The organism is Hyphomicrobium sp. MC1 (assembly GCF_000253295.1).
Classification (GTDB): Bacteria; Pseudomonadota; Alphaproteobacteria; order Rhizobiales; family Hyphomicrobiaceae; genus Hyphomicrobium_B.
The window spans coordinates 2915190-2940344 of record NC_015717.1; the positions used below are offsets into that span (position 1 = coordinate 2915190).

A 25155-nucleotide genomic window follows, 5' to 3' on the forward strand; every position below is an offset into this window, starting at 1 on the left:
AGTGAGCAATCCATCATGCAATCCGAGCAAAATGCAGAGAAAGAAGCAATTGCTCTAAAAGAACTGCCGTCGTCTCATCGACAGCTCGTTCCCGTAACAGCAAAATTGCCCGTTCCAGCAGAGAACATCTCGACGGGCCCATTCGGCCGCTGGCGGAAGATCCTGGCGGTTCTCGCCGTCATCATAGCCATAGGCGGCGCCGGTTATTGGTGGATGCACAGGGTGCCTCCGCTTCCTCCTGGGATCGTTATGGGCAATGGGCGAATTGAAGCTGACCCGATCGACATAGCGACAAAATTTGCAGGGCGGGTTCTTGAATTGCGCGTTGACGAGGGCGCCAGGGTAACGGCCGGCCAAGTTCTTGCCGTCATGGATACGCGCGACCTGGATGCGTCGCTAAAAAAAGCAGAAGCTCAGGCAGAACAGGCAAAGAAGAGCATCAGCGAGGCAAAAGCGCTCCTCAATCAGCAGCATACTCAAGTTGTGCTCGCGCAGCAGGAGATGGACCGCGCCGAGTCGTTGTTAAAATCCGGCTGGGTCACGAAGCAGACCTATGATCAGCGCCAGCAGACGCTCAACTCGTCCAAAGCCGGAGAACTCGCGGCGCAAGCGCGTGTCACCGAGGCAGAGCATGCGCTGGACGCAGCCAATCATGACGCCGAACTCTATCGCGTGAATATTGCGGACAATACCCTCGTTGCACCGCGAGACGGCCGAATTGCTTATCGCATCGCCAATACGGGAGAGGTCCTCGCGGCTGGAGGCAAAGTCTTCACTATGCTGGACTTCGGTTACGTTTACATGGACGTATATCTTCCAACACTCGAGGCCGGCAAAATCAGAATCGGAGACGACGCCCGCATCGTGCTCGATGCATATCCAGACCATCCCATTCCCGCGAACGTGACATTTATTGCTGATCAGGCGCAATTTACACCGAAAATGGTCGAGACGCAGACCGAACGAGACAAGCTAATGTTCCGGGTGCGCGTGCGTATCGATCCAGCGCGCTCGGAAGCTCATGCGGACTACGTCCGGAGCGGCTTACCGGGAGTCGCTTACGTTCGAACCGATACCAAGACTGAGTGGCCGGAACGCCTGAAAGCTGGATCATGACGATGGCGGACGGGGCAGCAGTTGCTCGTCTCGAACGCGTGACCCACAGATATGGCGGCATCCTCGCGCTCGACGACCTAACAATCGAGATTCCGGCCGGCCAAATGGTCGGCCTTATTGGGCCGGACGGCGTCGGTAAATCGACGTTGCTTGCGCTAGTCTCGGGCGCGCGCATGCTTCAATCGGGGCACGTCACGGTCTTGAACGCGGATATGTCCAAGGCCGTGGACCGCGAGGCAGTCTGTCCGCGTATCGCTTACATGCCGCAAGGCCTCGGCAAGAACCTCTATCCTGATCTCAGCGTGCGCGAAAACATCGAATTTTTTGCCCGGCTCTTTGGTCAGGGGCGGCGCCAGCGCGAAGAACGCATCCCCAAACTTCTCGATAGCACGGGTCTCGGACCTTTCGCCGATCGGCCGGCGCAAAAACTTTCGGGCGGCATGCGCCAGAAGCTTGGCCTCTGCTGCTCGCTCATTCACGATCCGGATCTTTTGATACTCGATGAGCCGACAACAGGCGTCGATCCGCTATCGCGGCGGCAATTCTGGGAGCTTATCCAGCGGATGCGCGAGCATCGCGGGGGCATGAGCGTCTTAGTTGCAACAGCCTATATGGAGGAAGCCGAGCGCTTCGATTGGCTGATCGCGATGAATGCCGGGAAGATCCTTACGGTGGGATCCCCAAGCGACATCAAGGAGAGAACCGGCGCGGGCGCAATCGAGGAAGCCTTCATTGACCTGCTTCCTCCGGAGGCGAAGTTAGACCATCGCACTCCGACGATCCCGCCGCGTCAGAGCATTGCCGATGGTGCGGTGATCGTCGCCCGTAATCTCACACGCCGGTTCGGTGACTTCACTGCGGTTGACCACGTAAGCTTCGATATAGAACGTGGAGAGATTTTCGGATTCGTCGGATCGAATGGTTGCGGCAAATCTACAACGATGAAAATGCTCACGGGTCTCCTGCCCTCGACCGAAGGCAGCGCGATGCTTTTCGGAGAACCCGTCAACGCAGACGACATAAGTTCCCGCATGCGCGTAGGTTACATGTCGCAATCGTTTTCGCTTTATGGCGAATTGACTGTCCGTCAGAACCTCGAGCTTCACGCCCGACTATTTCATCTTCCGGCTGGATCGATCGAGGGCCGGATTGCTTACCTTGTCCGGCGCTTTGGCCTGTCAGAGCACATGAATAAACTGGCGGAAGATCTTCCGCTTGGAATCCGTCAGCGGCTGTCGCTCGCGGTGGCCGTGGTTCATGAGCCGGAGCTTCTCATTCTCGATGAACCTACATCGGGCGTAGATCCGATCGCGAGAGACCAGTTCTGGGAATTGCTGATCGAGCTGTCGAGAAAGAATGGAGTGACGATCTTCGTCTCGACCCACTTCATGAACGAAGCGGCGCGATGCGACCGTATCTCTCTTATGGACGCCGGACGCGTTCTGGCAACAGACACTCCAGCCAAACTGATCGAAGCGCGTCACGCGACGACACTCGAAGATGCCTTTATTTCATACCTTGAGGAATCGGCGTCATCACGATCGCAGTCCGAGCCAGAGACGATCCTGGACGTCGGACAAAAAGGGGATATTTCCACCGCTTCACCGGGCGTATCCAGGATCTTTTCGGTGCGGCGCATGTTGGCTTACACCATAAGAGAGTCGCTCGAGCTGCTTCGCGACCCGATCCGGTTGAGCTTCGCTCTTCTCGGTACAGCATTTCTAATGCTGATTTTTGGTTTCGGCATCACGACCGATGTCAACTCATTGTCGTTCGCCGTTCTCGATCGAGACAATAGTTTTGAAAGTCGCGCTTATCTCAGTGAGCTGCGAGGCTCGCGCTATTTCGTCGAACAAGAGCCCTTCAAGAATGAGGATGAGTTGCAGAGCCGGCTAAAAAGCGGCGCTGTCACAGCGACGATCGAGATTCCGCCGGGCTTCGGGCGCGATATACGACGCGGGAGGCCAACCGAGGTTGGCGTCTGGATTGACGGCGCGATGCCGTTCAGAGCCGAAACTATTCACGGCTATATTGAGGGCGTGCACCAGCAGTTCCTTTCCGATCCCGCAATCCGAGGTCACGTTGGCCTTGCAGATACGGACACGCCCGCGGATATAGAGATCCGCTTCCGCTACAATCAGGACTTCGATAGCATTTATGCGATGGTCCCCTCGACGATCGCAATGCAACTGGCGCTGATCCCTGCGATTTTGATGGCGCTCGCTATCGTCCGCGAGAAGGAGCTGGGTTCCATAACCAATCTTTACGTGACGCCGGTAACGCGGCTTGAGTTCCTGATTGGAAAGCAGCTTCCGTACATCGCGATAGCAATGCTCAATTTCTTCATACTCTTTCTGATGGCCATCTTTATTTTTGATGTGCCGCTCAAGGGAAGCTTTTTAGCACTACTAGTTGGATCGCTCATCTATGTTACTGCGACGACGGGCTATGGGATGGTCATCTCCTCCTTCACGGGAACGCAAATTGCGGCCTTGTTCGGGACTTCTATTTTGACTGTCCTGCCAGCGACGATGTTTTCCGGCATGATGACGCCCGTTTCGTCGATCACCGGTTTTGGAGCGATATTGGGCCGTCTTTTTCCGATGACCTATTTCGTCCCGATCAGTGTGGGGGCTTTTACGAAGGGGCTAGGGTTCCCGGATCTTGCGCGATACATCGCGACACTTGCGCTTTTCGTCCCTGCCTTAACCTCAATCAGCCTGTTCCTTCTGCGTAAGCAAGAAAAGTGATCGGCCATGCGTAAGCTTTCGAATATCTATTGGCTTGGCTTGAAAGAGTTACGCAGCTTCTTTCGCGATTGGGTCCTCCTCGCGCTCGTCACATATTCGTTCTCTATCGCTGTAATGGCGCAGGCCCAGAGCAATTCACAAGAGCTGCACAACGCTTCGATCGCCATTGTGGATGAGGATCATTCGGATCTCTCTTGGCGTATCGCGGGCGCTTTTCTGCCGCCTTATTTCAAAACGCCGCAATATGTGGAAGAGCGCGACGTCGACCGGCTTATGAACACCGGACGCTACACGTTCGTCATCGACATTCCACCCCGATTCGAAAGCGATGTCCTTGGAGGGCGTAAGCCGGCCTTGCAGGTAAATGTGGACGCAACCGCGATGGTCCAGGCGGGCATTGGATCGAGCTATGCGGAGCAGATCATCTCGACCGAGATCAATAAATTTGTTTCTCGAATTGAGGATGTTCCCCCGCCCGCAGTCACGCTCTCGGTACGGATAGCCTTCAATCCTAATGTTACGACAGCTTGGTTCACTGCCGTAATGGGTATTATCAGTTCCGTGAATATGCTCGCGATCATCCTGGCGGGGGCGGCCGTCGTGCGTGAGCGTGAGCACGGAACGCTCGATCATCTTCTCGTTATGCCGCTGACGCCATTTGAAATCGCAATGTCGAAAGTGTGGGCGAACGCCGTAGTGATTACGATTGCAGTCGGCCTCTCGTTGTTTTTTGTCGTGCAGAGACTGCTCCACATTCCCATCGCAGGCTCCATACCGCTGTTTATGTGCGGCGTGATGATCTATTTGTTTTTCTCGACGGCGGTCGGGATCTTTCTTGCAACGATCGCACGTACGATGCCTCAACTCGGCCTGCTTTACATTCTCGTTGCTGTGCCGCTGAACTTGCTATCCGGTGCCAACACCCCGCTCGAAAGCATGCCTCCGTTCCTGCGCACCATCATGCAGGTATCACCGTCGACTCATTTTGTGGCGTTCGCACAGGCGATCCTTTATCGAGGCGCCGGTTTCGACGTGGTTTGGCCAAGATTTGTTGCTGTTGGCGCGATCGGTGGAATTTTCCTATTTTTGGCTCTACTTCGGTTTCGTCGAGTTATGGCTATCGCAGGGCCTTAGTCTCCGCAGGCCTTCTTTTCAATCAATCCATTGGAGCCGGAACGTCTGCCACTGTCGGCATTGGGTCCGTCACGTTCCTGCGTGATGCTATGATGGATACTGCGCAGTCTTTTGGCGTGTCGACCGTCGATTGGGCAAATCCAAGCGTAGATCGCCTCTCTTATACCCTCAAAACACCGATGCAATACCCGCCGCCTCAATGGCACGCCGCTTGCTAATGATCAGTATTACGAAACATTATTTTCGTAATATCGCCTTTGCGCAGGAGGTTGAGAATGGCGCGTCGATTACGCATCCGTGAACTCGCAGTCTTGGCAGTTTCAATGTTCGCAGTATCTGCGGCAAACGCCTGGGCCGAACCTTTGAAAATTGGCTACAGCGATTGGCCTGGTTGGGTGGCGTGGCAGGTCGCAATTGACAAAGGATGGTTCAAAGAAGCCGGTGTCGACGTCGATTTCGAATGGTTCGACTACGTGCCATCGATGGACGCATTTTCCGCCGGGAAACTCGACGGCGTGACGGTGACGAATGGCGATGCACTCGTCATGGGTGGATCGGGCACCAAGAACACGATGATCATGCTGACCGATTACTCCAACGGCAATGACATGATTGTTGGAGTTCCAGGAATTAAGTCGCTGAAGGACCTCAAGGGGAAAAAAGTCGGGATCGAAGTTGGCTTCGTTGAGCACTTACTGCTGCTGAACGGCCTTGAGAAAAACGGCATGACGGAATCGGATGTCACGCTCGTCAACACCAAGACAAATGAGACACCTCAAACCCTTGCTTCCGGCGAGGTTTCCGCGATTGGCGCATGGCAGCCGAACTCAGGCCAGGCGATGAAGCAAGTACCGGGATCGACGCCAATCTATACGTCGGCCGACGAACCCGGCCTGATCTACGACGTCATCACTGTCAACCCGACGAGTCTGGCGACACGAAAAGCGGACTGGGAAAAGGTCATCAAGGTCTGGGATCGGGTTGTTAAATACATCAACGATCCCGCGACGGTCGATGATGCAGCGAAAATCATGGCCGCACGAGTTGGCCTGAAGCCAGAGGAATATAAGCCTCTGATCGCCGGAACAAAGCTGCTCGATGTGGCAGCCGCAAAAAAGGTCTTTGTGAAAGCCAAAGGCTTCGGATCGCTTTACGGCTCGTCCGAAATCGCTAACGACTTCAACACGAAATACGCCGTCTACAAGGACAAGCTCGACGTCGACAGCTTCATCGATCCGTCGCTCACCAATGCACAGCCCTAATGTCGGCGTCGTCGCCGCTCCTGCCGTTACGGCGGGGGCGGCGCCACAACAGCGTACATCGACGCGGCGCTGGTTTGTGGTCGGACGCTCTCTTCCTCCCACGTCGCGCGTCACGCTCGGCATCCTGTCATTCGTATTGCCAGTGCTCCTCTGGTGCGTCGTCAGTTACGTGCCGTTCATTTGGCATCCACTGGTCGTCGTCACGCAATCCGGCGGTGTGAGTTATTTCAGGCCCGGCATGCGGGTTCAGCAAGACGCATTCGATCAGCAGGTTGCGGCTATGGAGAAAGCCGGTCTTGCGAAGCCTGAGGGCAATCCGGCAAATCCGGTTTACCTTCCGGCGCCGCATGAAGTCGCGATCGCGATGTTCACGGCGTTCTCGACACCTCCCCAGACGCGAGACGGTCAATGGCTGCACGAAAGCCTTTGGCACAGCATCACGATCATTTTCTGGGGATTTCTAATCTCATCTCTCATCGGCGTTCCGCTCGGCGTATTGTGCGGTGCCTATTCCGGCATCTCGCGGCTGATCGAGCCGTTCACCGAGTTCGTTCGCTATCTTCCGGCACCCGCATTCGGTGCTCTGGCTGTTGCGATCCTGGGTATCTATGACGGCCCCAAGATCGCAATCATCGTTATCGGAACTTTATTCCAGCAGATTCTGATTATCGCGAACACGACCAGAAAACTCGACTTCGGATTGATCGAAGCTGCGTTGACACTCGGCGCAAAAGGCCGGGCAATCCTGACGCGCGTCGTCGTTCCCGGAATCATGCCGGACCTCTATCGCGACCAACGCATCCTGCTTGGGTGGGCGTGGACATATCTCATCGTCGCGGAATTGATCGGCACCTCTTCCGGCATAACCTGGTTCATCACGCAGCAGGCGCGATACCAGCATTTCGCCAACGTCTACGCCGCCATCATCATGATCGGCATCATCGGCCTCGGCGTCGACATGGTGCTCGCGCGGATCGGACGGCGTCTTTTCCCCTGGGACCAAGCAACGAAGCGGAGTTAGCGCTGATGCAGGACATGAGTTCGCTTCCGGCACTCGAGCAATCGCTGGCGGTGCATGATCGATTCCGGCGGCTCAAGGCGCGCGACATTATTCTGGAGGTGCGCAATCTCAGCAAAACGTTTTCCAGCAATGGCAAAACAACGACGGCGCTGAGCGACATCAATTTCACTACGTATCGTAGGGAATTTGTTTGCGTCGTGGGCGCATCCGGATGTGGAAAATCCACCCTTATCCGGATCATCGCCGGACTCGACCAGCAAACTTCGGGTGACGTACTGCTCGACAACAAACCTGTGATCGATCCCGGCAGTGACCGTGGAATGGTTTTTCAGGGGTACACCCTCTTTCCGTGGCTGACGGTGAAGAAAAACGTCATGTTCGGATTGGAGATGTCTTACGACGGCAAGCGGGATCCGGAGACGTCTGCTCTGCAGTGGCTCGATTTGATCGGCCTTTCGAAGTTCGCCAATCATTATCCGCACCAGCTTTCGGGCGGCATGAAGCAACGCGTGGCGATCGCCCGATCGCTAGCAAATCAGCCCCGCATTCTTTTAATGGACGAGCCGTTCGGTGCACTCGACGCGCAGACGCGCAGCCGTATGCAAAGGCACCTGATGGAGATCTGGCGCAAGATCGATATCACCATCGTCTTCGTCACCCACGATCTCGACGAAGCTATTCTCCTCGCAGACCGCATCCTGGTGCTGAAGCCGCACCCGGGTGAAGTTATCGAACTGATGGAAGTGCCAGTGCCACGTTCGCGCACGCCCGAAGATTTGGCGTCGCCCAGTTACGTCGCGGCGAAAGCCCGGTTGGAAATGCTAATTCATGGCAGCCAGCATGCTGCGACCGGCAGCGATAACGAAGCGGCATCCGACGAACCGTTTCCAACTTTCACGCGACTGACGGACGTCTCAGACACCATTGACTAGAGGCAGCTCAAATTCGCGGAGCGTTTAGAAAAGCCATCCGCCGACGCAACCGGCATCAAACAATCACCAATAAGAGGAAAAAACGATGAATGAACATACTCCAGTCGGTGCAGCGTCAGCGCTTGACGAAACGTACCAGCGGCTCAAGGCTCAGGGCGTCAAATATTGTATCGGCGCTTATGTCGATATTCACGGCGTGCCGAAAGGCAAGGTCGTCCCGATCGAGCATTTGAAGCACATGGCGAAGGGTTCAGAACTCTACACGGGATATGCGCTTGATGGACTAGGTCAGGAGCCGAACGAAGATGAGTTTGCTTCGGTCCCTGATTTTAATGGCGTCATCCAACTTCCCTGGGAGCCCAAGCTCGCATGGGCGCCAGCGGATCTCACGTTCCACGGCAAGCCCTATCCACTCAGCACACGCGTCGCACTGAAAAACCAGCTCGCAATAGCCGCCGACATGGGATTCGGCTTCAACCTCGGGATTGAATGCGAGATCTATCTGCTGAAGAAAAATGCGGATGGCAGCCTGTCGATCCCAGATCCCGACGACAAGCTCGCCAAGCCTTGCTATGACGTGCAAGGCTTCGTGAATGCATTCGGCTGGCTCGATAAGGTTGCGTCGTGCATCAACGATCTCGGCTGGGATCTCTATTCGTTCGACCACGAGGATGCCAACGGCCAATTCGAATTTGATTTCACGTATTCGGACGCCCTCACGACCTGCGATCGTCTCACCTTTTTCCGCTTCATGGCGAAGCACTACGCCAAAGAAGAAGGTCTCATCGCGACGATGATGCCGAAACCCTTCGCAAACAGAACTGGATGCGGCGCCCATTTCAACATGTCGCTTTCCGATCTCTCGACCGGGACAAATGTTTTTTCCTGCAAGCCGGAGGACGATCCGCGAGGCCTTGGCTTGACCGAAACGGGCTATCACTTCATTGGCGGAATCCTGCGCCATGGACGCGCGCTGTGCGCGGCGTATGCGCCAACGGTCAATAGCTATAAGCGACTGGTCCGCCAAGGAGCGATGGGAACATTCTCGTGGGCGCCGGTCTTCAACTCTTACGGCTCAAACAACCGAACGAATTCATTGCGTGTCCCGATGGGCGGCGGCCGATGCGAGTCACGAAACGCCGACGGCGCGGTGAATCCTTACCTCGCGGCCACGCTTGCCTTGGCAGCCGGCCTCAAAGGCGTTCGCGAGAAGATTGATCCTGGCGAGCCGAACGAAGATAACCTCTACGCAATTTCGGAATCCGAGCGTTCAGCGCGCGGCATTCAGTTCCTCCCACAGAACTTGCAAGACGCGGTTGCCGCATTCGCCAGCGATCCCTTCGTTGAGGAAACGCTTGGCAAGGAACTTCGCGACGAGTTCGTGAAATACAAAACGGCAGAATGGGAAAGCTACCATCTGTCGATCAGCAGTTGGGAGACCGAACGCTACAGCCATCTCTTCTAAGCATCGATCCTCCGGCATGATAAAGTGATTCCAACTCAGTAATTTGCCGTCCACATTTTTTATGCGGAGGCGCGCATGCCGGAGGATCCGATGTCTATAGAAACAACGAGTAACCTCGTCGCTAGGATGAGCGTGTCGTTGCCGGAGGAACAGCTGTCGGAGCTCGATGCCGTCGTTAAAGCGAAGGGTTACGCAAGCCGATCGCAGGCCATCAGCGATATGCTGCACAATTGGCTGGTTGAGCACAAACGTGAGTCCGGGACCGAAGTTATGGTCGGAACGATCACGCTTTTTTACGACAACACGGTTCGCGGCTTGCAGAAGAAGCTCGCGGATTTGCAATACGAAAACATTGCGGAGGTTATCAGCTCCCTTCACGTGCACTTGGCGGGAAATCAGACGCTAGAAGTTATTCTCGTGCAGGGACCAGCCGTGAAGCTGCAGGAACTCACGGACGAGTTGAGTACGCTTCGCGGCGTTATCTTCGGCCGAATGCAGTTGGCGGCTGCGATCATTCCGCAGCTCCATCCCCTTCCAGATGTGCCTCTTCACATCAAGAAGAGTACGAAATCATCTGCCGGGGGCAACGACGAAAAGAAGCGTACGTCATTCAAGGTTCGGAAGCATCGCTAGGAGGATGGCACTCAATCGGGTGCCTAGCAAACACATGCTTACTCGGGAAACGTCATGAATTGGGCCGATAAGACCTGGACTGAATTACCGGCGGATTTAGCCGATAGCCACGGGGCCGCAATTCTGCCTGTGGGAGCGACGGAACAACATGGTCCGCACCTCGGCACCGGCATGGACTTTATTCTAGGAGAAAAGCTCTGCCGGGCGGTCGGTGAGCGAACGCGCGTTCCGGTTCTGCCGACGCTTCCATACGGATGCTCTCTTGGGCATAGCCGGAGATGGCCCGGGACGATTGCGCTACAGCCCGTCACATTGATCACCTTAGTCAAAGAAATTGGCGATTGGGCATACCACAGCGGAGTTCGCCGTCTCTTTATTGTCAACAGTCACGTTACGAATGCGGCGCCATTGCGCTGTGCTCTCGAAATGCTGCGAGCAGATCACGATGATCTGATGGTCGCGGTTATCAACACCGCAACAGTCAGCGAACGCGTGCGTGACGCACATTTTGCCGATGCACAGGATTGGCATGCCAATGCTGCCGAGACAGCTCTTATGCTTGCGATCGCGCCGGAAATCGTGCGGGCTGAGCTTGTCCCAACGTCAGATGATCCGGATCGCACGGACAACCTCGTCTTTGCGCATCCCGTAAACAGAACGAGCGAAAACGGTGTCACTGGCAAACCAAGCCTGGCGACTGTAGAGGATGGACAAAAGCTTTTCAGCTGGATGGTGGATGACCTTTCTCAGACTATCGAGAAAGGCAAGCGTGAAGCACCGCCGCTGGATCACTCCTATTTTCATCGTGCAGACCTTGTGAAGCCGACGTCGCCCACCGTTTGATTCAAGTCAACGTCATGCTTGTGTCTGAAACTACTTATTCTCTGGCGGTGACTTTTCTTTTCCCCTCCTTCGTCACCGCTCGCGCAAGATGACGGTTATGGTCCCCCCGCCTATGCCGTAGAAACCACTGGCGCAAATGAGAAAGAGGATCTCGCCCCCCCCCCCCGCGAGATCCTCTCTTCTATTCCTCATCCTCGGCTTGCCGCCCCCCATCGATTGTCACCGCAGAGATGGACACGCTTTCCCCGGGGAGGTCATCGCGACGTCGGTCACGGATCGCAATGGACGGATCTTAGGATACATGCGTTCATTTCGCGATCTTATCCAAACAGGTCGCCCAAGCCGAAGCTCTCCACTGGTCGCAAAGGCTCGATGCGCTCGCCCAACCGTTTTTAAAGCTTATTTGCGCTGCCGCGGACGATGTCAGCTAAAGCCCGAATGGATAAGTCTCTGGCATGCCTTCGAGTTCAATGCCCTTGATGGGTTTTACAGCGCTCGTCCGGTCGATCCAAATATATTCGTCAAACTGTCGGGGCAGCGTGGCTTCAAAGTAATGGCTCGCAAGTTCGCTATCGGGCCGGTAGATAACTCCAATGGCGCGTTCCAGCAGCGGCCTCATCAATTTCTCGCGCAGCGCGCCGTTTTCCTTGAGCGAGAGCATCAATCCCGGCGCGTTGCTCAAATGGAAGAGACGTTCGTAGCTCTGGGCGTGGGCCGGGCGCACGTTCATGACTTGCATCGGCGCGTCCCAGTTCGATGCCGCCGCTACCGTGCCGTCATTCGTGCCGAACCCGATGCTGAAACAAGCCTCACCAAAGGCGCGACGGCACAACTGGCCGATATTGTATTCACCCCGCTGGCTCATCTCTGTGGCCGAGGCGTCACCGATATGCGAATTATGCGCCCATATGACCGCCTTCGAGTGATCGCCATGATGGATCAATAGCTGATTGAGCGTCTCGAACATATGACTGTCGCGCAGGTTCCAGGATGCGCGCGAGCCATAGTACATCGTGCGATAGTAGCGTTCTGCGTTAGCTATTAGACGGGCATTCTGCGCCGCATCGAAATAGCGCTCGCCATCCTGCATCACATAGTCTTGTTGATTTCGCAGTACGTCAACGAGAACACGGGATACGTCTTTTTCGCATTTTCGGTATTCGCCCGTCAGCGCCGCCCTACCATAAGCAGCGGGATCCGCCTCCCACGGGCTAAGACAGCCATAGCGCTCACGCGCGATCACGGCAAGTTCGGGATCAACGCTGTCGAGATACTCCAAGACAACGCGAACGGAATTGTAGAGACTATAGAGATCAAGGCCATAGAAGGCCGCACGCGTTTCAAAGGCTCGCGTCTCATTATTCTTGTGAAGCCAGTCGACGAAGCTTTTCGTCTCGGCGTTACGCCACATCCAAGTGGGAAAACGTGCAAATGCTGTCCAATCTGACGGCGGCACATCACGGTGACGAACATAGTGATCGATGCGCGCAGCATCCGGCCAGTCGGCTTCGACGGCAACGAATTTGAATTTCTTGTCTTCGATGAGACGCTGCGTTATCCGCGCGCGCATACGGTAAAATTCGGAAGTCCCGTGACTTGCCTCGCCGATGAGGACGACGCGCGCATCGCCGATGCGTTCGATGAGTGGGTTGAGGTCCGCGTCATGGAGATGAGTGAAAATCTCGCCTTCCTTGGCGATCATCGAGGGCACAGAAACGCTGACAGCCGGCCGTGCGCGGACCACCCGAGGCGGCTTCACGCGCCAATCATCCTCGGGGCTTTCCCATCCGTCTTTGCCGATCAAGGGTACGAAGCGCACATCGGCGATATCCTCGCGCTCAAATTCTTCCTCGGCTACGCGTGTAATTCTCACAAGCTCCTGCGAACGCGGGTTATCGCCAATAGGAGCGACCAGACAGCCGCCGATTTTAAGCTCGTGAAGAAGCGCCGCCGTGATATTTGGCACGCCCTCCGAGACGAGGATCGCATCGAACGGCGCATGCTCAGGCCATCCCTGCGCGCCATCGCCATGACGCACGTGCACGCTACGTGCCCGCGCCCGCTGGAGATTATCCCGCGCCCTCGCAGCAAGCTCTCCGACAAGCTCGATCGTATAAACCTCGCCGGCGATATGAGCCAGAACGGCGGCTGCATAGCCCGATCCCGTGCCAATCTCGAGGACGCGCTCACCTCCTCGAAGCCGAAGGGCTTCGATCATGAACCCGACGATATAAGGTTGCGAAATTGTCTGGCCGCATCCAATCGGGAGCGGAGTATCATCGTAAGCCTTTTCCGCAAGTTCGCGCGGAACGAAAAGCTCGCGGGGCACATGCCTCATCGCCTCAAGCACGAGAGCGTCACGGACGCCACGGCTTTCTATCTGGCTTGCAACAACCTGATGCCGCTCTTCCTCGGAAGATTCCGATTTCTTCTGCAACAACGCTTTAGGCATGGATGAAGCTCCATGATAATACCCTAAGCCCATCCTAAATTTGGATTTCACACTCCCCGCCGGGATGCGTACCCCGGCGGAGAGGTCGCGCTGCTTTATGCGGCTTTGACCGCGATCTTTTTCTCGGCTGTCTTGGCCTCGCTCGTCTTTGGCAACGCTACGGTCAGGACGCCCTTCTTAAAGTTTGCCTCAATCTTTCCGGTATCGACACCTTCCGGAATGCTGAAGCGGCGCTCGAACGAACCATACCGACGCTCGGAGAGAAAATAATCCTTCTTCTTCTCTTCTTTCTCTTCCTTCTTCTCCCCTTTGATGGTCAGCATTCCGTTGGCGACCTTCACATCGATATTGTTCTCATCAAGACCTGGAAGCTCAGCGGTGATCTCGTAAGCTGTGTCTTTATCGACGATGTCGACAGGCGGCGTAGACACAAGGCTCAGTTCTCGCCGCAATAATGGCTCAATACCGAGGCGTGAGCCGCGGAACGGCGATCGCAAGAAACCTCGGTCAAACTCTTCGATAAGATCCTCGAACTGATGGCGAATATTTTCGAGCGGCCACCACTCACGGCCCGATGTAGATTCTCTCTGAGATTTTACCGGAAGTTTTACTGCAGGTTCTGCCATGGCACAAAACTCCTTGTTGATCGACACTCAACGATTATCTTTAGGCCAATCAAACGCAGCTGCCGCGTTGATGAGCGTCAAAAAGATGACGATCTAAATTGAACTTCGCTCATTCGAGCATTTCGCGACAACATTGAGATGCATCAATGAGAGGTGCGGAATCGCAGCAAAAATCGCACTAACAATTCGGAGGTGCGCAGTATGCTTCACGAAATGTTTGATCCAAAAGCGCCCGGACCTGGCTTGGCAGCATTGATGCCCAATTGGCCTGGATTTCAAGCGCTCGCTGTCTCCCTTCGTCTTAACGAAGAGATCGCGCGCAATTGGATGGAATTTTTGCAGAAACGCTACCTGAAGGACATGGATGCGCTGCAGCGCACTATAGCGATCAAGTCGCCAAACGAATTCACGTCGTTTGCGATCGCGTTCTGGCAAGACACGGCGAAGGATTATTTCTCAGAACTGAGTGCGCTGCAAAAAATGTTATTGTCGGGAGTTGCGACCGGATCTCTGCGCGCATCGACAGCCTAGCTGAGTTTTCTTTGAGCTTTGTCGTCAGAGGATTTTTGGCCATGAACGATATGCAGCTTCGCCAGTTGGTCATAGACGAACTGGAATTCGAACCGAGTATCAACTCGATAAATATTGGCGTTTCGGCGAGCGGTGGCGTCATCACGCTCCACGGGCACGTTCGCAGCTACGCGGAAAAAGTCGCCGCGCTTCAGGCCGCACGCCGGGTAAAAGGCGTTCGTGCCATCGCCCAGGAAATCGATGTCTGCTATCCGGCGGAAATCAAGACGTCGGATGAGGAAATTGCAAAGCGCGTCCTTAGCGTCTTGAAATGGCATGCCATGATACCCGACGAACACGTCCGAGTGACGGTGCAGAAAGGTTGGGTCAATCTGAGCGGCGAGCTCGATTGGCAATACCAAAAGAAGATCGCTGAAGACGAGGTCAGAAAGCTGATGGGCGTGATCGGCGTAACAAATTCCATAGTGGTGAAGTCGCCCGTTGAGGCTCCGGATATCAAAAAGAAAATCGAGGCCGCACTGGCTCGCAACGCCCATGTCGAGGCTGAAGGAATCCGCGTCGCCGTTTTAGACAATCGAGTTTGTCTCGAAGGCCATGTCAACAGCTGGGAAGATCACGACATCATCGAGAACGCCGCTTGGTCCGTTCCCGGCGTGCAAGGGGTCGATGATCGTCTCACCGTTGCTTCGTAAAATGGGAAGGGAGTAAGTCCCATGAAAGTCAAAGATGTCATGCATAAAGGTGCCAAATGGGTTGCCCCCGATACACTTGTTTCGGAGGTCGCCAGAATGATGAAAGACCTCGATATCGGAGCTGTACCGATTGGGAAAGACGATCGTCTCATCGGCATGGTGACCGATCGTGATATTACATGCAGAGGGTTTGCCGACTCCGCCAATCCTTCGGCCCTGACCGCAGAGAAGGTCATGACGAAGGGCATCATCTATTGCAAGGCTGACGAAGACATCGAGGATGCCATCCGTTTGATGGAATCGAAGAAGATCCGACGACTTCCGGTCATTGACGATAAGAAAAGAATGGTGGGCATGCTTAGTCTCGGAGATGTCTCGCATGCGGTCGTCCGTAATCTCTCTGGCGAGGTGATCAGCGCCGTATCTGCACACCACGCTTAAGGAGGCGTCAGTGGCTGTCGATGTTCTGGAAGAAGAGGATGTGACGATTGGGTTGCCTGCGCTTCAGGGCAGCCTTGTCATTCCGAGCGGCGCACGCGGGCTTGTTATATTTGCACACGGCAGCGGCTCAGGCCGTCTTAGCCCGCGAAACCGCTATGTCGCCGACGTTCTCAATGAAAATAGATACGCCACCCTCCTCTTCGATCTCTTGACCGAGGCCGAAGCTTCAGACCGCCGTAATGTATTCGATATCTCGCTCCTGGCACGTCGCGTGCAAATGGCGGTGAACTGGACGCTCGAAGAGCCCAAGACAGCCGATCTTACCCTCGGGCTCTTTGGCGCAAGCACGGGCGCTGCCGCGGCATTGGTCGCGGCCGCTGCACTCGGTCCAGCTATTTCGGCAGTGGTATCGCGCGGCGGCCGTCCCGATTTAGCAAAGGAGGCTTTGGGGCGCGTCACCGCTCCCACGCTCCTGATCGTTGGCGGCGACGACATTGGCGTGATCGAACTCAACGAATTTGCCGCTCGGCAAATGACCTGTACCCGGAAGCTGCAGATCGTCCCAGGCGCAGGGCATCTTTTCGAGGAGCCGGGCACCTTGGATCGTGTTATTGAACTCTCAATCGGCTGGTATAATCAATATTTGATGTGAGGATATCAGATGAGTTTCTGGCTCCCTTTCAGAGACCGAGAAGAGGCGGGACGCGCCCTTGCATCTGTGCTTTCCAGGCAAAAGTTCGAAAATCCGATCGTTTTAGCCATGCCGCGTGGCGGTGTGCCGGTCGCCATCGAGATCGCCAAACAGCTGAAGGCACCGCTCGATTTTGTTTTCGTGCGCCGCATCGGCGTTCCAGGGCACAAAGAGGTTGCCATGGCGGCGGTCGTCGATGGTGCGGCGCCGGAGCTTGTTCTCAACGAAGAGATCAGCGCACAAATCGAAATCCCGCAAGCCTATATCGAGCGCGAGATGAAAGCTGAGCTTCATGAGATCGAGCGCCGAAGACGGGAATATGCCAGCACGGCGGCCAGGCCCGCTATCACGGGACGAACCGCTATCATTGTCGATGATGGTATCGCGACCGGCACCAGCATGCGGGCCGCAATAAACGCACTCCGCAGAAAGAAGCCAAAGGAACTTATTGTAGCCGTTCCCGTCGCGCCTCTGGAAACCGTCAACTCACTTCGTTCCGATGTTGATGCGGTGATCTGCTTACAAACTCCGGAGCCGTTTTACGCTGTCGGTATGCACTATAAAGACTTCCATCAGATCGACGATGATGAGATTGTAGAAGCACTGCACGAATTCCGAAAAGGCGCCGATCTTGCACAACACACGGCCTGACCTTCGTGTTTCGCCCTACGCCTGCCGCTTGCGAGTCAGATCCTGAAGCTGACGGCGCGCCGCCGCGAAAGCATCTGAAATTGTAACGTTGATATCCTCGTGGCGACCCGTCACGCTCGGCTCACGGCTTACCGCAATGTCGTTGGCGCCTGGAACCGTGATGAGTAGCCGGATGCTATAGAAATCTCCATGGCGGTGGCGATGTTGCGGTCGCCCTATAACGATCCGGGCCGATGTAATCCGATCGTAGAACTGCTCGAGCTTCTTTGCCTCGTCGCGAACCCGGCTCGCGATGTAATCAACTGGCTTTATGTGCTCAAACGAAATTTGAAGTGGGATCTGCATGGGAACACTCCCGCGATATCGAAAATTGCCGCGAATTTGAATAGCCCTTACTCATCGCGATGCCAGTGAGCCCTCACGAAATAATCCCCTTCGCTGTAGTCAATATCAAATTGGCCCTTGTAGGCGTGTTCGAGTGCATGCCCGAGACGGCGCGGCAGATGAATATCTGTGGTGGTTACGATCGCCGAGCCGTTTGCATCGGCGATCTCAATAATCCTCGACAAGGGGTGCTCGGCGTTTTGATCGGATTGCGTGTTTCGAATTAACTCGAAAATCTCACCCTTGTGTTTTTGGAAAAACTTGCCAGACAGCGTGACTTCACCTGCCGGATATTTATCGTTCTCCCGCAGACACGCAGGGCACAATTGCCTCGTCGCGTCAGTCGGCGCGCTATCCAGCCACTGCCAACGACCATCGAGGAATACGGCTCCGCACTGATTGCAGACTGTCGGCTCTCGCAGCTTCCCTTGCGCCTTGTAAGGATCATGCCGATGCGGCGCGATAAGATGCGATTTCATAAGATCATGGCGCGGCTCTGCGCGATGTAAATCTCGTGTTTTCATCGTCGTCGCCTTTCAGAATTAAAGGTGATCCAGCTCAAATTTCTCACAGGAACGACCGAGAAGCGCGAAGCCGTCTTCCAGGAAGTCTCCGAGCAATGGAATGCCAAGCAAATAGCGCGCTGTGTTTTTGTTGTGCGCGCGGGCCGCCTCTTTGCGCACCTCGGCCCAATCCGCGGCCGAATAGTCTTCGCGGCCAAGCCAAACAAGCGCGACAAGATCAATCTGCTCGTCTTCATTCATGTCGTTGATTACCGAGGTTAATTCTTCAACGACGGGATCGTCCGTGTGATCTTCCAGAACAGATGTCATCTTGTCGTCGGACGCGTTCGAGCCGGGATCTGATTCACTGACGGCGTCTTTCGCGTCGAACTCCCGCGCCTTCGCAATAACGAAGCAAACCTTTTCGGGAGAAATCTGAAGCTCAGGCAGTTCAGGCGCTTCATCAATAATTTTAGCTGGCTTCGCCATTTTCGGAATCCTTCAAATGAAGCAAAAATGGCTATGTTTCCCGAACCGACCTTGATCGCCGTCAAGCACGTCCAGAAGCTCAAATTTCTTTGAGATTGACGTTCATCAAGGGAAAACAGTGCGCTACAGCGAAGATCATCAGCAAACATCTTTTTCGGAAAGCGATATGTACAAACATTTACTCATCGCGACAGACGGATCAGAGCTTGCCCAACGTGCAGTTACACAGGGCTGCGAGTTGGCGAAAGCGCTCGGGTCGAAAGCAACGATTGTAACAGTCACCGAACCGTGGAGGATGGTCGCTCCGGCCGAAGTCGCGGTGGTGTATCCGATCGAAGATTATGAAAAAGCGGCGGCTTCAAACGCGAGTAAAATTCTTGCCGATGCTGCTTCTGCAGCCGCCAAAGTCGGAATAACCTGCGAGACCGTGCACATCAAAGACGAATTTCCGGCTGAGGGCATCGTCCAGGCGGCGCAAGCGCGGGCCTGTGATTTGATTGTTATGGCGTCTCACGGGCATCGCGGCTTGGTGGAATTTGTACTTGGCAGTCAGGCCCACCGCGTCGTCACGACCTGTGCTGTCTCTGTGTTGATCTGCCGATGAGCGACTTCCTTCACTTATCCGACAATGTGGATGGCACAGTCGCTCTCGCAGCATCTCTTGCGACGGCGACGCTTGCGGCCAGAAGTTATAGTCATTTTTTATGATGGCCCTTGACGCGAACAACGTGGAACGGAGCACCCGGTTTGAGGTCGGCCTCACGATGGACGAGGCGCGGAAGCGGCTCGCCACTGAGGGTCCAAACGAGCTTGAACGTAAAAGCAGACGCTCTGCGTTCGCGATTACGTTGGAGGTACTGCGTGAGCCGATGTTTCTTTTCCTCGTCTGCGCTGGCGGGATCTATGTCATCCTTGGCGAAACGAGCGAAGCGATTGTCCTCTGTCTTTTTGCGACAACTTCCGTCGCCATCGCAATTGTCCAAGAGTTTCGCAGTGAACGTGTTCTGCAGGCCCTAAAAGAGCTCTCGAGCCCTCGTGCTCTCGTCATTCGGGATGGAGAGCGTCGCCGCATCGCTGGCAGAGATGTTGTCCGCGGCGACATTTTGATCATCAGCGAAGGTGATCGGATTGCTGCCGATGGGCTTTTGATTGAAGGTGACTTGTCGGCCGATGAGTCACTATTGACAGGGGAATCCGTTGCAGTCCGCAAGATTCCTGTCGATAGGGATGCGTCGGCTCCGACAGACCGCAAACCTGGTGGCGATGATACGCCTTACTTGTTTTCCGGCACGCTCGCCGTTCGGGGACAAGGCAAAGCCGAAGTTGTCGCAACCGGAGGCCGAAGCGAGATCGGAAAAATCGGTGCCTCACTCGCCCGAATTGAACCGGAACCGCCCCGGCTCAAGGCCGAGATCAATGGTCTTGTGCGGATGTTCTCGATTATCGGCGTGGCGGTCTGCTCTCTCGCTTTCCTATTGCAGTGGGCATCGGGACATTCTGTGCTCCACGCCCTCCTTGCAGGCATCTCGCTTGGCATGGCGATGCTGCCTGAAGAATTCCCGCTCGTACTCACCGTCTTTATGGTCATGGGTGCCTGGCGTCTTTCGCGCGCCCAAGTCTTAACGCGACGTGCGGCCGCGATAGAGGCACTCGGCGAAGCCACCGTCCTCTGCACCGACAAAACTGGTACGTTGACAGAGAACCGTATGTCGATTGCTGAACTGCGCTTGCCGACAGGCGATACATTTGGCGCGAGCCAGCCAGAGGCGTTGGGTTCGTTGCCTACTCAGTTCCATCGCCTCATCCGCGCCGGAGCGCTGGCTTCGCAGCCGACGCCTGTGGACGCAATGGACGTCGCCATCGTCGATTTTGCCGAGGCGCGTTCTTGCGGCACAGAATCGCGAAATCGGGACGTCTTGGAGCGCACCTATGGCATGACACGGAAGCGCCTGGCCGTGGTAAATGCTTGGCGGGCGAAATCTACGGACGAATTTAAAATAGCGGCCAAAGGCGCGCCCGAGACGATAGCCAAGCTGTGCGGGTTATCGGCCGCCGAGTACGCCGGGGTCTCCACGATGACGGATACAATGGCGCGCGAGGGGCTGCGCGTATTAGCCGTCGCCGAAGCGACGTTTCCTGAAAGAGATCTGCCGCTCGAGCCGAACGCTTTCAATTTTCAATTTGTGGGCCTCATAGGCCTTACCGATCCGATCAGGGCGAATATTGCTAGTGCCGTCAGCGAATGCAGGGCGGCGGGCATTCGCGTCGTAATGATCACCGGCGATTATCCGACAACGGCCCTTGCGATCGCTCGTAAAGCCGGTATCGACGCAAGCTGTGTGGTCTCGGGACCAGAAATCGAGAGCATGACTGCGGCGGCCCTCGGCCGCAACATCAGGGAATGTTCCGTCTTCGCGCGAATTACGCCGGCCGATAAGTTGCGCATCGTTCAAGCGCTTCAGGCGAACGGCGAGATTACTGCGATGATTGGTGATGGTGTAAACGATGCGCCATCTCTGAAAGCAGCCCACATCGGTGTTGCTATGGGCGGTCGCGGAACCGACGTGGCACGTGAAGCGGCTGCACTCGTCCTTCTGAATGATAACTTCAGCTCGGTCGTCACTGCTATTCGGCTAGGCCGTCGAATATTTGACAATCTTCGCAAGGCAACGGGCTTCATTGCAGCTATTCACGTGCCGATCGCAGGACTCGCCCTGTTTCCAATCATCGCTGGACTGCCAACAATCCTTGGCCCCTTACACATTGCCTTCCTCGAACTCATCATCGATCCAGTCTGCTCTATCGCCTTCGAAAACGAGCCGGAAGAATCCGATGTCATGAGCCGCCCGCCTCGATCGGCAAAGGCGCCCCTGCTCTCATTGGCGCGGCTCCTATGGTGTTTGCTGCAGGGTGTAATAGCGTTTGCTCTCATTGCCTGCCTGTATGTTGCGTCTTTGCGGTATGGTCTTCCCGCCGATCAGGCTCGTTCCCTCTCCTTCGGTGCAATGATCGCATCCTCGGTTGCATTGGTTATTATCAATCGCAGCTTTGACACTGTGCTCTTCGGATCTCTCGTCCGACCCAACCCCATGCTCTGGGCAGTCTTCGCACTCGCTACGGCAATCTTTGCGACAACTCTTTACTGGACACCTGCACGCGCCCTTTTCGACTTTGGCGCTTTTCACGCTCATGATGCGCTCATATCAGTCAGCGTGGGCGTTGTACTGCTGATAATCCTGGAGCTGCTGAAAGGCATATTTGATCGACCCATCCGTTGATGGGAGGGTGGATCTAAGTGAGCAGTCTTTACAAGGCTTGCATATTTCAATAATTCTTGTATTGTCTATTTATGAACACTGATGAAGCTGTCACTCGTCTCGCGGCGTTGGCCCACGATCAGCGCCTCGCTATCTTCCGGCTCCTGGTGCGGGAGGGCCCAAACGGGCTGCCTGCAGGCGAGATCGCTGAAGCTGTTGGCGCCACCCCAACAGGAGCGTCATTTCATCTTAAAGAATTGGACCGCGCCGGACTAATCCATGCCACGCGCGTTGGCCGGTACATCCGCTATGCGGCGCACTTTGAGGGAATGCGACAACTCTTGAGCTTTCTCACCGACGACTGCTGCCAGGGAAATCCGGAGCTTTGCGGCTCGACAATCAAAAAGGCGCGTAAGCTGTGTAAGGGAGAAGCAAAATGACCCGAGATCGACCGTATAACGTCCTCTTTCTCTGCACCGGCAATTCCGCCCGTTCCATCATGGGCGAGGCCATCATCAACCGCATCGGCGCAGGGAAGTTCAATGGCTACAGCGCGGGCAGCATGCCAAAAGGTGAGGTTCACCCGCTGGCCATCAATCTTCTGAATAAGCTCAACTATGACACCGGTGCTCTCCGCTCAAAGTCCTGGGAGGAGTTCACGGCAGCCGGTGCACCCGAATTGGATTTCGTCTTTACCGTTTGCGATAACGCCGCCAACGAAGTTTGCCCGATCTGGCCGGGGCAGCCGATGACAGCACACTGGGGCCTGCCGGACCCCGCCGAGGCTCAGGGGGATGAAGCTCAGCGAGCGCTCGCCTTTGCCGATACCTACCGCATGCTCAACAACCGGATTGGCATTTTCGCCAGTTTGCCGCTCGCGTCACTCGACGAACTCAGCCTCCAGAATCGCCTCAACGACATTGGCCGATTGAAAGCTTCAGCCGTGCCGGAGAGAGCCTGAGCATGTCAACCTTCGAACGCTATCTGACGGTATGGGTCGCCCTCTGCATCGTTTTCGGCATCGCGCTTGGTCATTTCTTTCCTGTTGCCTTTGCAGGGATCGCCGCGGCGGAAGTGGCCAACGTGAACTTCGTCGTCGCGGCGCTGATCTGGTTGATGATCATTCCGATGCTGGTGAAGATCGATTTCTCAGCGCTTTCCAAAGTGAAAGCTCATTGGCGCGGCATCGGCGTCACTCTTTTCGTCAATTGGGCGGTAAAGCCGTTCTCGATGGCGCTTCTGGGCTGGATCTTCGTCGGCTGGATATTCCGGCCGTACCTACCAGCCGAGGAGATCAACAGTTATATCGCCGGCCTCATTCTCCTCGCCGCTGCGCCGTGTACGGCCATGGTGTTCGTGTGGAGCAACCTCTCTGACGGCGAGCCGCATTTCACCTTGAGCCAAGTGGCACTCAACGACGTGATCATGGTTTTCGCGTTCGCGCCGATTGTCGGTCTGCTGCTCGGTCTTTCGGCGATCACGGTGCCTTGGAACACGCTCCTTTTGTCGGTCGTGCTTTACATTGTGGTGCCGGTCATCATCGCGCAGGTGATCCGCAGCGTCGTCCTCTCGACCGGTGGCCAGGGGGCGCTGAACGCATTGCTTCGGCGCATTCAGCCTCTATCCCTCGTGGCCCTGCTCACCACGCTGGTCTTGCTATTCGGCTTTCAGGGCGAGCAGATCTTGGCGCAGCCATTGATCATCGCCATGCTGGCGGTACCCATTCTCATCCAGGTCTATTTCAACTCGGCGCTCGCCTACCTTCTCAACCGCGCGTCAGGCGAAGCTCATTGCGTGGCGGGACCCTCCGCGCTGATCGGCGCCAGCAACTTCTTCGAGCTGGCAGTCGCCGCCGCGATCAGCCTCTTTGGTCTACACTCCGGCGCAGCGCTCGCCACCGTCGTTGGCGTGCTGATCGAGGTCCCCGTGATGTTGTCTGTGGTGAAGATCGTCAATTCGTCGCGCGACTGGTACGAGGCCGGTCGGACGGTCAGAAAGCGTGGCCTATCCGCGCAAGCAGGAGAATGAGCGATGGCGATCACCATCTACCACAACCCGGCCTGCGGCACTTCCCGCAACACGCTGGCGATGATCCGCCAGAGCGGCGAGGAGCCGGAGATCATTGAATACCTCAAGACCCCGCCTTCGCGCACAACACTGGTGGACCTGATTAGGCGCATGGGCATCACCCCGCGCGAGCTGCTCCGCCAGAAGGGAACGCCCTTTGCCGAACTCGACCTGGGCAATGCCAAGTGGACCGACGATCAACTCATTGATTTCATGATGGAGCATCCTATCCTCATCAACCGGCCTATCGTTGTCACAACGATAGGCGTGAAGCTGTGCCGGCCATCGGAGACGGTGCTCGACATCCTGGCGGAGCCGAACATCGGCAACTTCACCAAAGAGGACGGCGAAGTGATTGCGGCAAGAAAGAAGGCTTGATGAGCAAGAACGGCGCCAGCGACCTGCCCAACATCGCGCACGAGCATCTGCACATTCCCGCCGAGGATAAGCTCGCCGCGGCGGGTAGCCATAAGCCGCGTATCCTTTTGCTCTACGGTTCACTGCGCGCGCGGTCGTACAGCCGCTTTCTCACGATGGAAGCGGCGCGATTGCTGGAGCATTTCGGGGCCGAAACGAAGATCTTTCACGCGCATGGCCTACCGCTGCCGGATGACGCGCCCGCGACCCATCCCAAGGTGCAGGAATTGCGCGAGCTTGCTGCCTGGTCCGAGGGCCAGGTTTGGTGCTCGCCGGAGCGGCACGGTGCGATGAGCGGCGTGATGAAGTCACAGATCGACTGGATACCTTTGTCTACGGGCGCTATTCGCCCCACCCAGGGCAAGACGCTGGCCGTGATGCAGGTCAGCGGCGGCTCTCAGTCCTTCAATGCCGTGAACCAGATGCGCGTGCTGGGCCGCTGGATGCGGATGATCACCATTCCGAACCAGTCTTCCGTCGCAAAGGCCTTCAATGAATTCGACGAGGACGGCCGCATGAAGCCATCAGCCTATTACGACCGCGTTGTAGATGTGATGGAGGAGCTGGTGAAGTTCACCCTGCTTACCCGCGACTGCGCTGACTATCTTGTCGATCGTTACAGCGAAAGGAAGGAAAGCGCCGAGGAGTTGTCGCGTCGCGTGAACCTGCCCTCAGCCGTGAACGACACGCCGCGGCGGTAAAGCCTTTCAACGACCGCTCGTTCGGACGCTCATCACGCCAAATTCCGCGACTCGAATGGGGCGAATATGGCGTCTCGTCCGTGATGCATAGAAAACA

The 25155-nt window shown here is 55.9% G+C and carries 26 protein-coding genes; 21 read left to right on the forward strand and 5 right to left on the reverse strand.

Going from position 1 to position 25155, the window contains the following annotated elements:
* Positions 1 to 15 precede the first annotated feature (15 nt).
* The 9 genes from HYPMC_RS14150 to HYPMC_RS14190 all read left to right on the forward strand — a co-directional run bounded on the left by HYPMC_RS14150 (position 16) and on the right by HYPMC_RS14190 (position 11156).
* Positions 16 to 1116, forward strand: a complete 1101-nt coding sequence (locus tag HYPMC_RS14150) for an HlyD family secretion protein (protein WP_013948665.1) — start codon at positions 16 to 18, stop codon at positions 1114 to 1116.
* Entirely contained in the window at positions 1113 to 3866 is a 2754-nt protein-coding gene (gene rbbA, locus HYPMC_RS14155) for a ribosome-associated ATPase/putative transporter RbbA (RefSeq protein ID WP_013948666.1), read from the forward strand. The genes HYPMC_RS14150 and rbbA overlap by 4 nt, the downstream gene beginning before the upstream one ends.
* A gap of 6 nt (positions 3867 to 3872) precedes the next feature.
* Entirely contained in the window at positions 3873 to 5000 is a 1128-nt protein-coding gene (locus HYPMC_RS14160; RefSeq protein WP_013948667.1) for an ABC transporter permease, read from the forward strand.
* 275 nt (positions 5001 to 5275) lie between these two features.
* Complete coding sequence (locus HYPMC_RS14165; protein WP_013948669.1) at positions 5276 to 6262, forward strand: ABC transporter substrate-binding protein; 987 nt, start codon at positions 5276 to 5278, stop codon at positions 6260 to 6262.
* On the forward strand, positions 6249 to 7283 hold the full coding sequence (locus HYPMC_RS14170; protein ID WP_013948670.1) for an ABC transporter permease: 1035 nt from the start codon (positions 6249 to 6251) through the stop codon (positions 7281 to 7283). Before HYPMC_RS14165 ends, HYPMC_RS14170 begins: the two co-directional genes overlap by 14 nt.
* Positions 7284 to 7288: 5 nt before the next feature.
* The gene (locus HYPMC_RS14175; protein ID WP_013948671.1) at positions 7289 to 8215 is read left to right on the forward strand and encodes an ABC transporter ATP-binding protein; all 927 of its coding nucleotides are present in this window, start codon (positions 7289 to 7291) and stop codon (positions 8213 to 8215) included.
* Positions 8216 to 8300: 85 nt separating this feature from the next.
* Positions 8301 to 9680 carry a type III glutamate--ammonia ligase gene (gene glnT, locus HYPMC_RS14180; protein ID WP_013948672.1) on the forward strand — a complete coding sequence of 460 codons (1380 nt, stop codon included), beginning with the start codon at positions 8301 to 8303 and terminating at the stop codon, positions 9678 to 9680.
* Positions 9681 to 9770: 90 nt separating this feature from the next.
* Positions 9771 to 10313 (forward strand): nickel-responsive transcriptional regulator NikR, encoded by a 543-nt coding sequence (nikR, locus tag HYPMC_RS14185; RefSeq protein ID WP_024276234.1) that lies wholly within the window; start codon positions 9771 to 9773, stop codon positions 10311 to 10313.
* Positions 10314 to 10367: 54 nt separating this feature from the next.
* Positions 10368 to 11156, forward strand: coding sequence for a creatininase family protein (locus HYPMC_RS14190; protein ID WP_013948674.1), 789 nt, complete (start codon positions 10368 to 10370; stop codon positions 11154 to 11156).
* Between the two features lie 427 nt (positions 11157 to 11583).
* Here HYPMC_RS14190 and HYPMC_RS14195 read toward each other — a convergent pair whose 3' ends face one another.
* Together HYPMC_RS14195 and HYPMC_RS14200 are read right to left on the reverse strand one after the other, a co-directional pair.
* The gene (locus HYPMC_RS14195; protein ID WP_013948675.1) at positions 11584 to 13608 is read right to left on the reverse strand and encodes a protein-L-isoaspartate(D-aspartate) O-methyltransferase; all 2025 of its coding nucleotides are present in this window, start codon (positions 13606 to 13608) and stop codon (positions 11584 to 11586) included.
* A 95-nt stretch (positions 13609 to 13703) separates the two neighbouring features.
* Entirely contained in the window at positions 13704 to 14234 is a 531-nt protein-coding gene (locus HYPMC_RS14200) for an Hsp20/alpha crystallin family protein (RefSeq protein ID WP_013948676.1), read from the reverse strand.
* Between the two features lie 201 nt (positions 14235 to 14435).
* On the opposite strand from HYPMC_RS14200, the gene HYPMC_RS14205 reads away from it, so the two are divergent.
* The 5 genes from HYPMC_RS14205 to HYPMC_RS14225 are packed head-to-tail and all read left to right on the forward strand — an operon-like array spanning position 14436 to position 17240.
* A complete protein-coding gene (locus HYPMC_RS14205; RefSeq protein ID WP_013948677.1) occupies positions 14436 to 14765 on the forward strand; it encodes a hypothetical protein in 330 nt (109 codons plus the stop codon).
* Positions 14766 to 14806: 41 nt separating this feature from the next.
* Complete coding sequence (locus HYPMC_RS14210) at positions 14807 to 15457, forward strand: BON domain-containing protein (protein ID WP_013948678.1); 651 nt, start codon at positions 14807 to 14809, stop codon at positions 15455 to 15457.
* Between the two features lie 21 nt (positions 15458 to 15478).
* On the forward strand, positions 15479 to 15898 hold the full coding sequence (locus tag HYPMC_RS14215; protein ID WP_013948679.1) for a CBS domain-containing protein: 420 nt from the start codon (positions 15479 to 15481) through the stop codon (positions 15896 to 15898).
* A 10-nt stretch (positions 15899 to 15908) separates the two neighbouring features.
* Positions 15909 to 16550 carry a dienelactone hydrolase family protein gene (locus tag HYPMC_RS14220; protein ID WP_024276235.1) on the forward strand — a complete coding sequence of 214 codons (642 nt, stop codon included), beginning with the start codon at positions 15909 to 15911 and terminating at the stop codon, positions 16548 to 16550.
* A gap of 9 nt (positions 16551 to 16559) precedes the next feature.
* Positions 16560 to 17240, forward strand: a complete 681-nt coding sequence (locus HYPMC_RS14225; protein WP_024276236.1) for a phosphoribosyltransferase — start codon at positions 16560 to 16562, stop codon at positions 17238 to 17240.
* A 15-nt stretch (positions 17241 to 17255) separates the two neighbouring features.
* On the opposite strand, the gene HYPMC_RS14230 is transcribed toward HYPMC_RS14225, so the two are convergent.
* From HYPMC_RS14230 to HYPMC_RS14240, 3 genes are read right to left on the reverse strand one after another with little or no spacing between them, the layout of a single operon-like run.
* Complete coding sequence (locus HYPMC_RS14230) at positions 17256 to 17585, reverse strand: HPF/RaiA family ribosome-associated protein (protein WP_013948680.1); 330 nt, start codon at positions 17583 to 17585, stop codon at positions 17256 to 17258.
* 47 nt (positions 17586 to 17632) lie between these two features.
* A complete protein-coding gene (locus tag HYPMC_RS14235) occupies positions 17633 to 18148 on the reverse strand; it encodes a BCAM0308 family protein (RefSeq protein ID WP_013948681.1) in 516 nt (171 codons plus the stop codon).
* 18 nt (positions 18149 to 18166) lie between these two features.
* Positions 18167 to 18616, reverse strand: a complete 450-nt coding sequence (locus HYPMC_RS14240; protein WP_013948682.1) for a DUF3775 domain-containing protein — start codon at positions 18614 to 18616, stop codon at positions 18167 to 18169.
* A gap of 166 nt (positions 18617 to 18782) precedes the next feature.
* On the opposite strand from HYPMC_RS14240, the gene HYPMC_RS14245 reads away from it, so the two are divergent.
* The 7 genes from HYPMC_RS14245 to arsH all read left to right on the forward strand — a co-directional run bounded on the left by HYPMC_RS14245 (position 18783) and on the right by arsH (position 25058).
* Positions 18783 to 19220, forward strand: a complete 438-nt coding sequence (locus HYPMC_RS14245) for a universal stress protein (RefSeq protein WP_024276238.1) — start codon at positions 18783 to 18785, stop codon at positions 19218 to 19220.
* Between the two features lie 100 nt (positions 19221 to 19320).
* The gene (locus HYPMC_RS14250) at positions 19321 to 21894 is read left to right on the forward strand and encodes a cation-translocating P-type ATPase (protein WP_013948684.1); all 2574 of its coding nucleotides are present in this window, start codon (positions 19321 to 19323) and stop codon (positions 21892 to 21894) included.
* Positions 21895 to 21965: 71 nt separating this feature from the next.
* Positions 21966 to 22313: a helix-turn-helix transcriptional regulator gene (locus HYPMC_RS14255; RefSeq protein WP_013948685.1), complete on the forward strand. Its 348-nt coding sequence runs from the start codon at positions 21966 to 21968 to the stop codon at positions 22311 to 22313.
* Positions 22310 to 22834 carry an arsenate reductase ArsC gene (locus HYPMC_RS14260; RefSeq protein ID WP_013948686.1) on the forward strand — a complete coding sequence of 175 codons (525 nt, stop codon included), beginning with the start codon at positions 22310 to 22312 and terminating at the stop codon, positions 22832 to 22834. The genes HYPMC_RS14255 and HYPMC_RS14260 overlap by 4 nt, the downstream gene beginning before the upstream one ends.
* A gap of 2 nt (positions 22835 to 22836) precedes the next feature.
* Positions 22837 to 23901: an ACR3 family arsenite efflux transporter gene (gene arsB, locus HYPMC_RS14265; RefSeq protein WP_013948687.1), complete on the forward strand. Its 1065-nt coding sequence runs from the start codon at positions 22837 to 22839 to the stop codon at positions 23899 to 23901.
* A gap of 3 nt (positions 23902 to 23904) precedes the next feature.
* On the forward strand, positions 23905 to 24318 hold the full coding sequence (arsC, locus tag HYPMC_RS14270; protein ID WP_013948688.1) for an arsenate reductase (glutaredoxin): 414 nt from the start codon (positions 23905 to 23907) through the stop codon (positions 24316 to 24318).
* On the forward strand, positions 24315 to 25058 hold the full coding sequence (gene arsH / locus HYPMC_RS14275) for an arsenical resistance protein ArsH (RefSeq protein WP_013948689.1): 744 nt from the start codon (positions 24315 to 24317) through the stop codon (positions 25056 to 25058). Before arsC ends, arsH begins: the two co-directional genes overlap by 4 nt.
* The last annotated feature ends 97 nt before the right edge of the window (positions 25059 to 25155 follow it).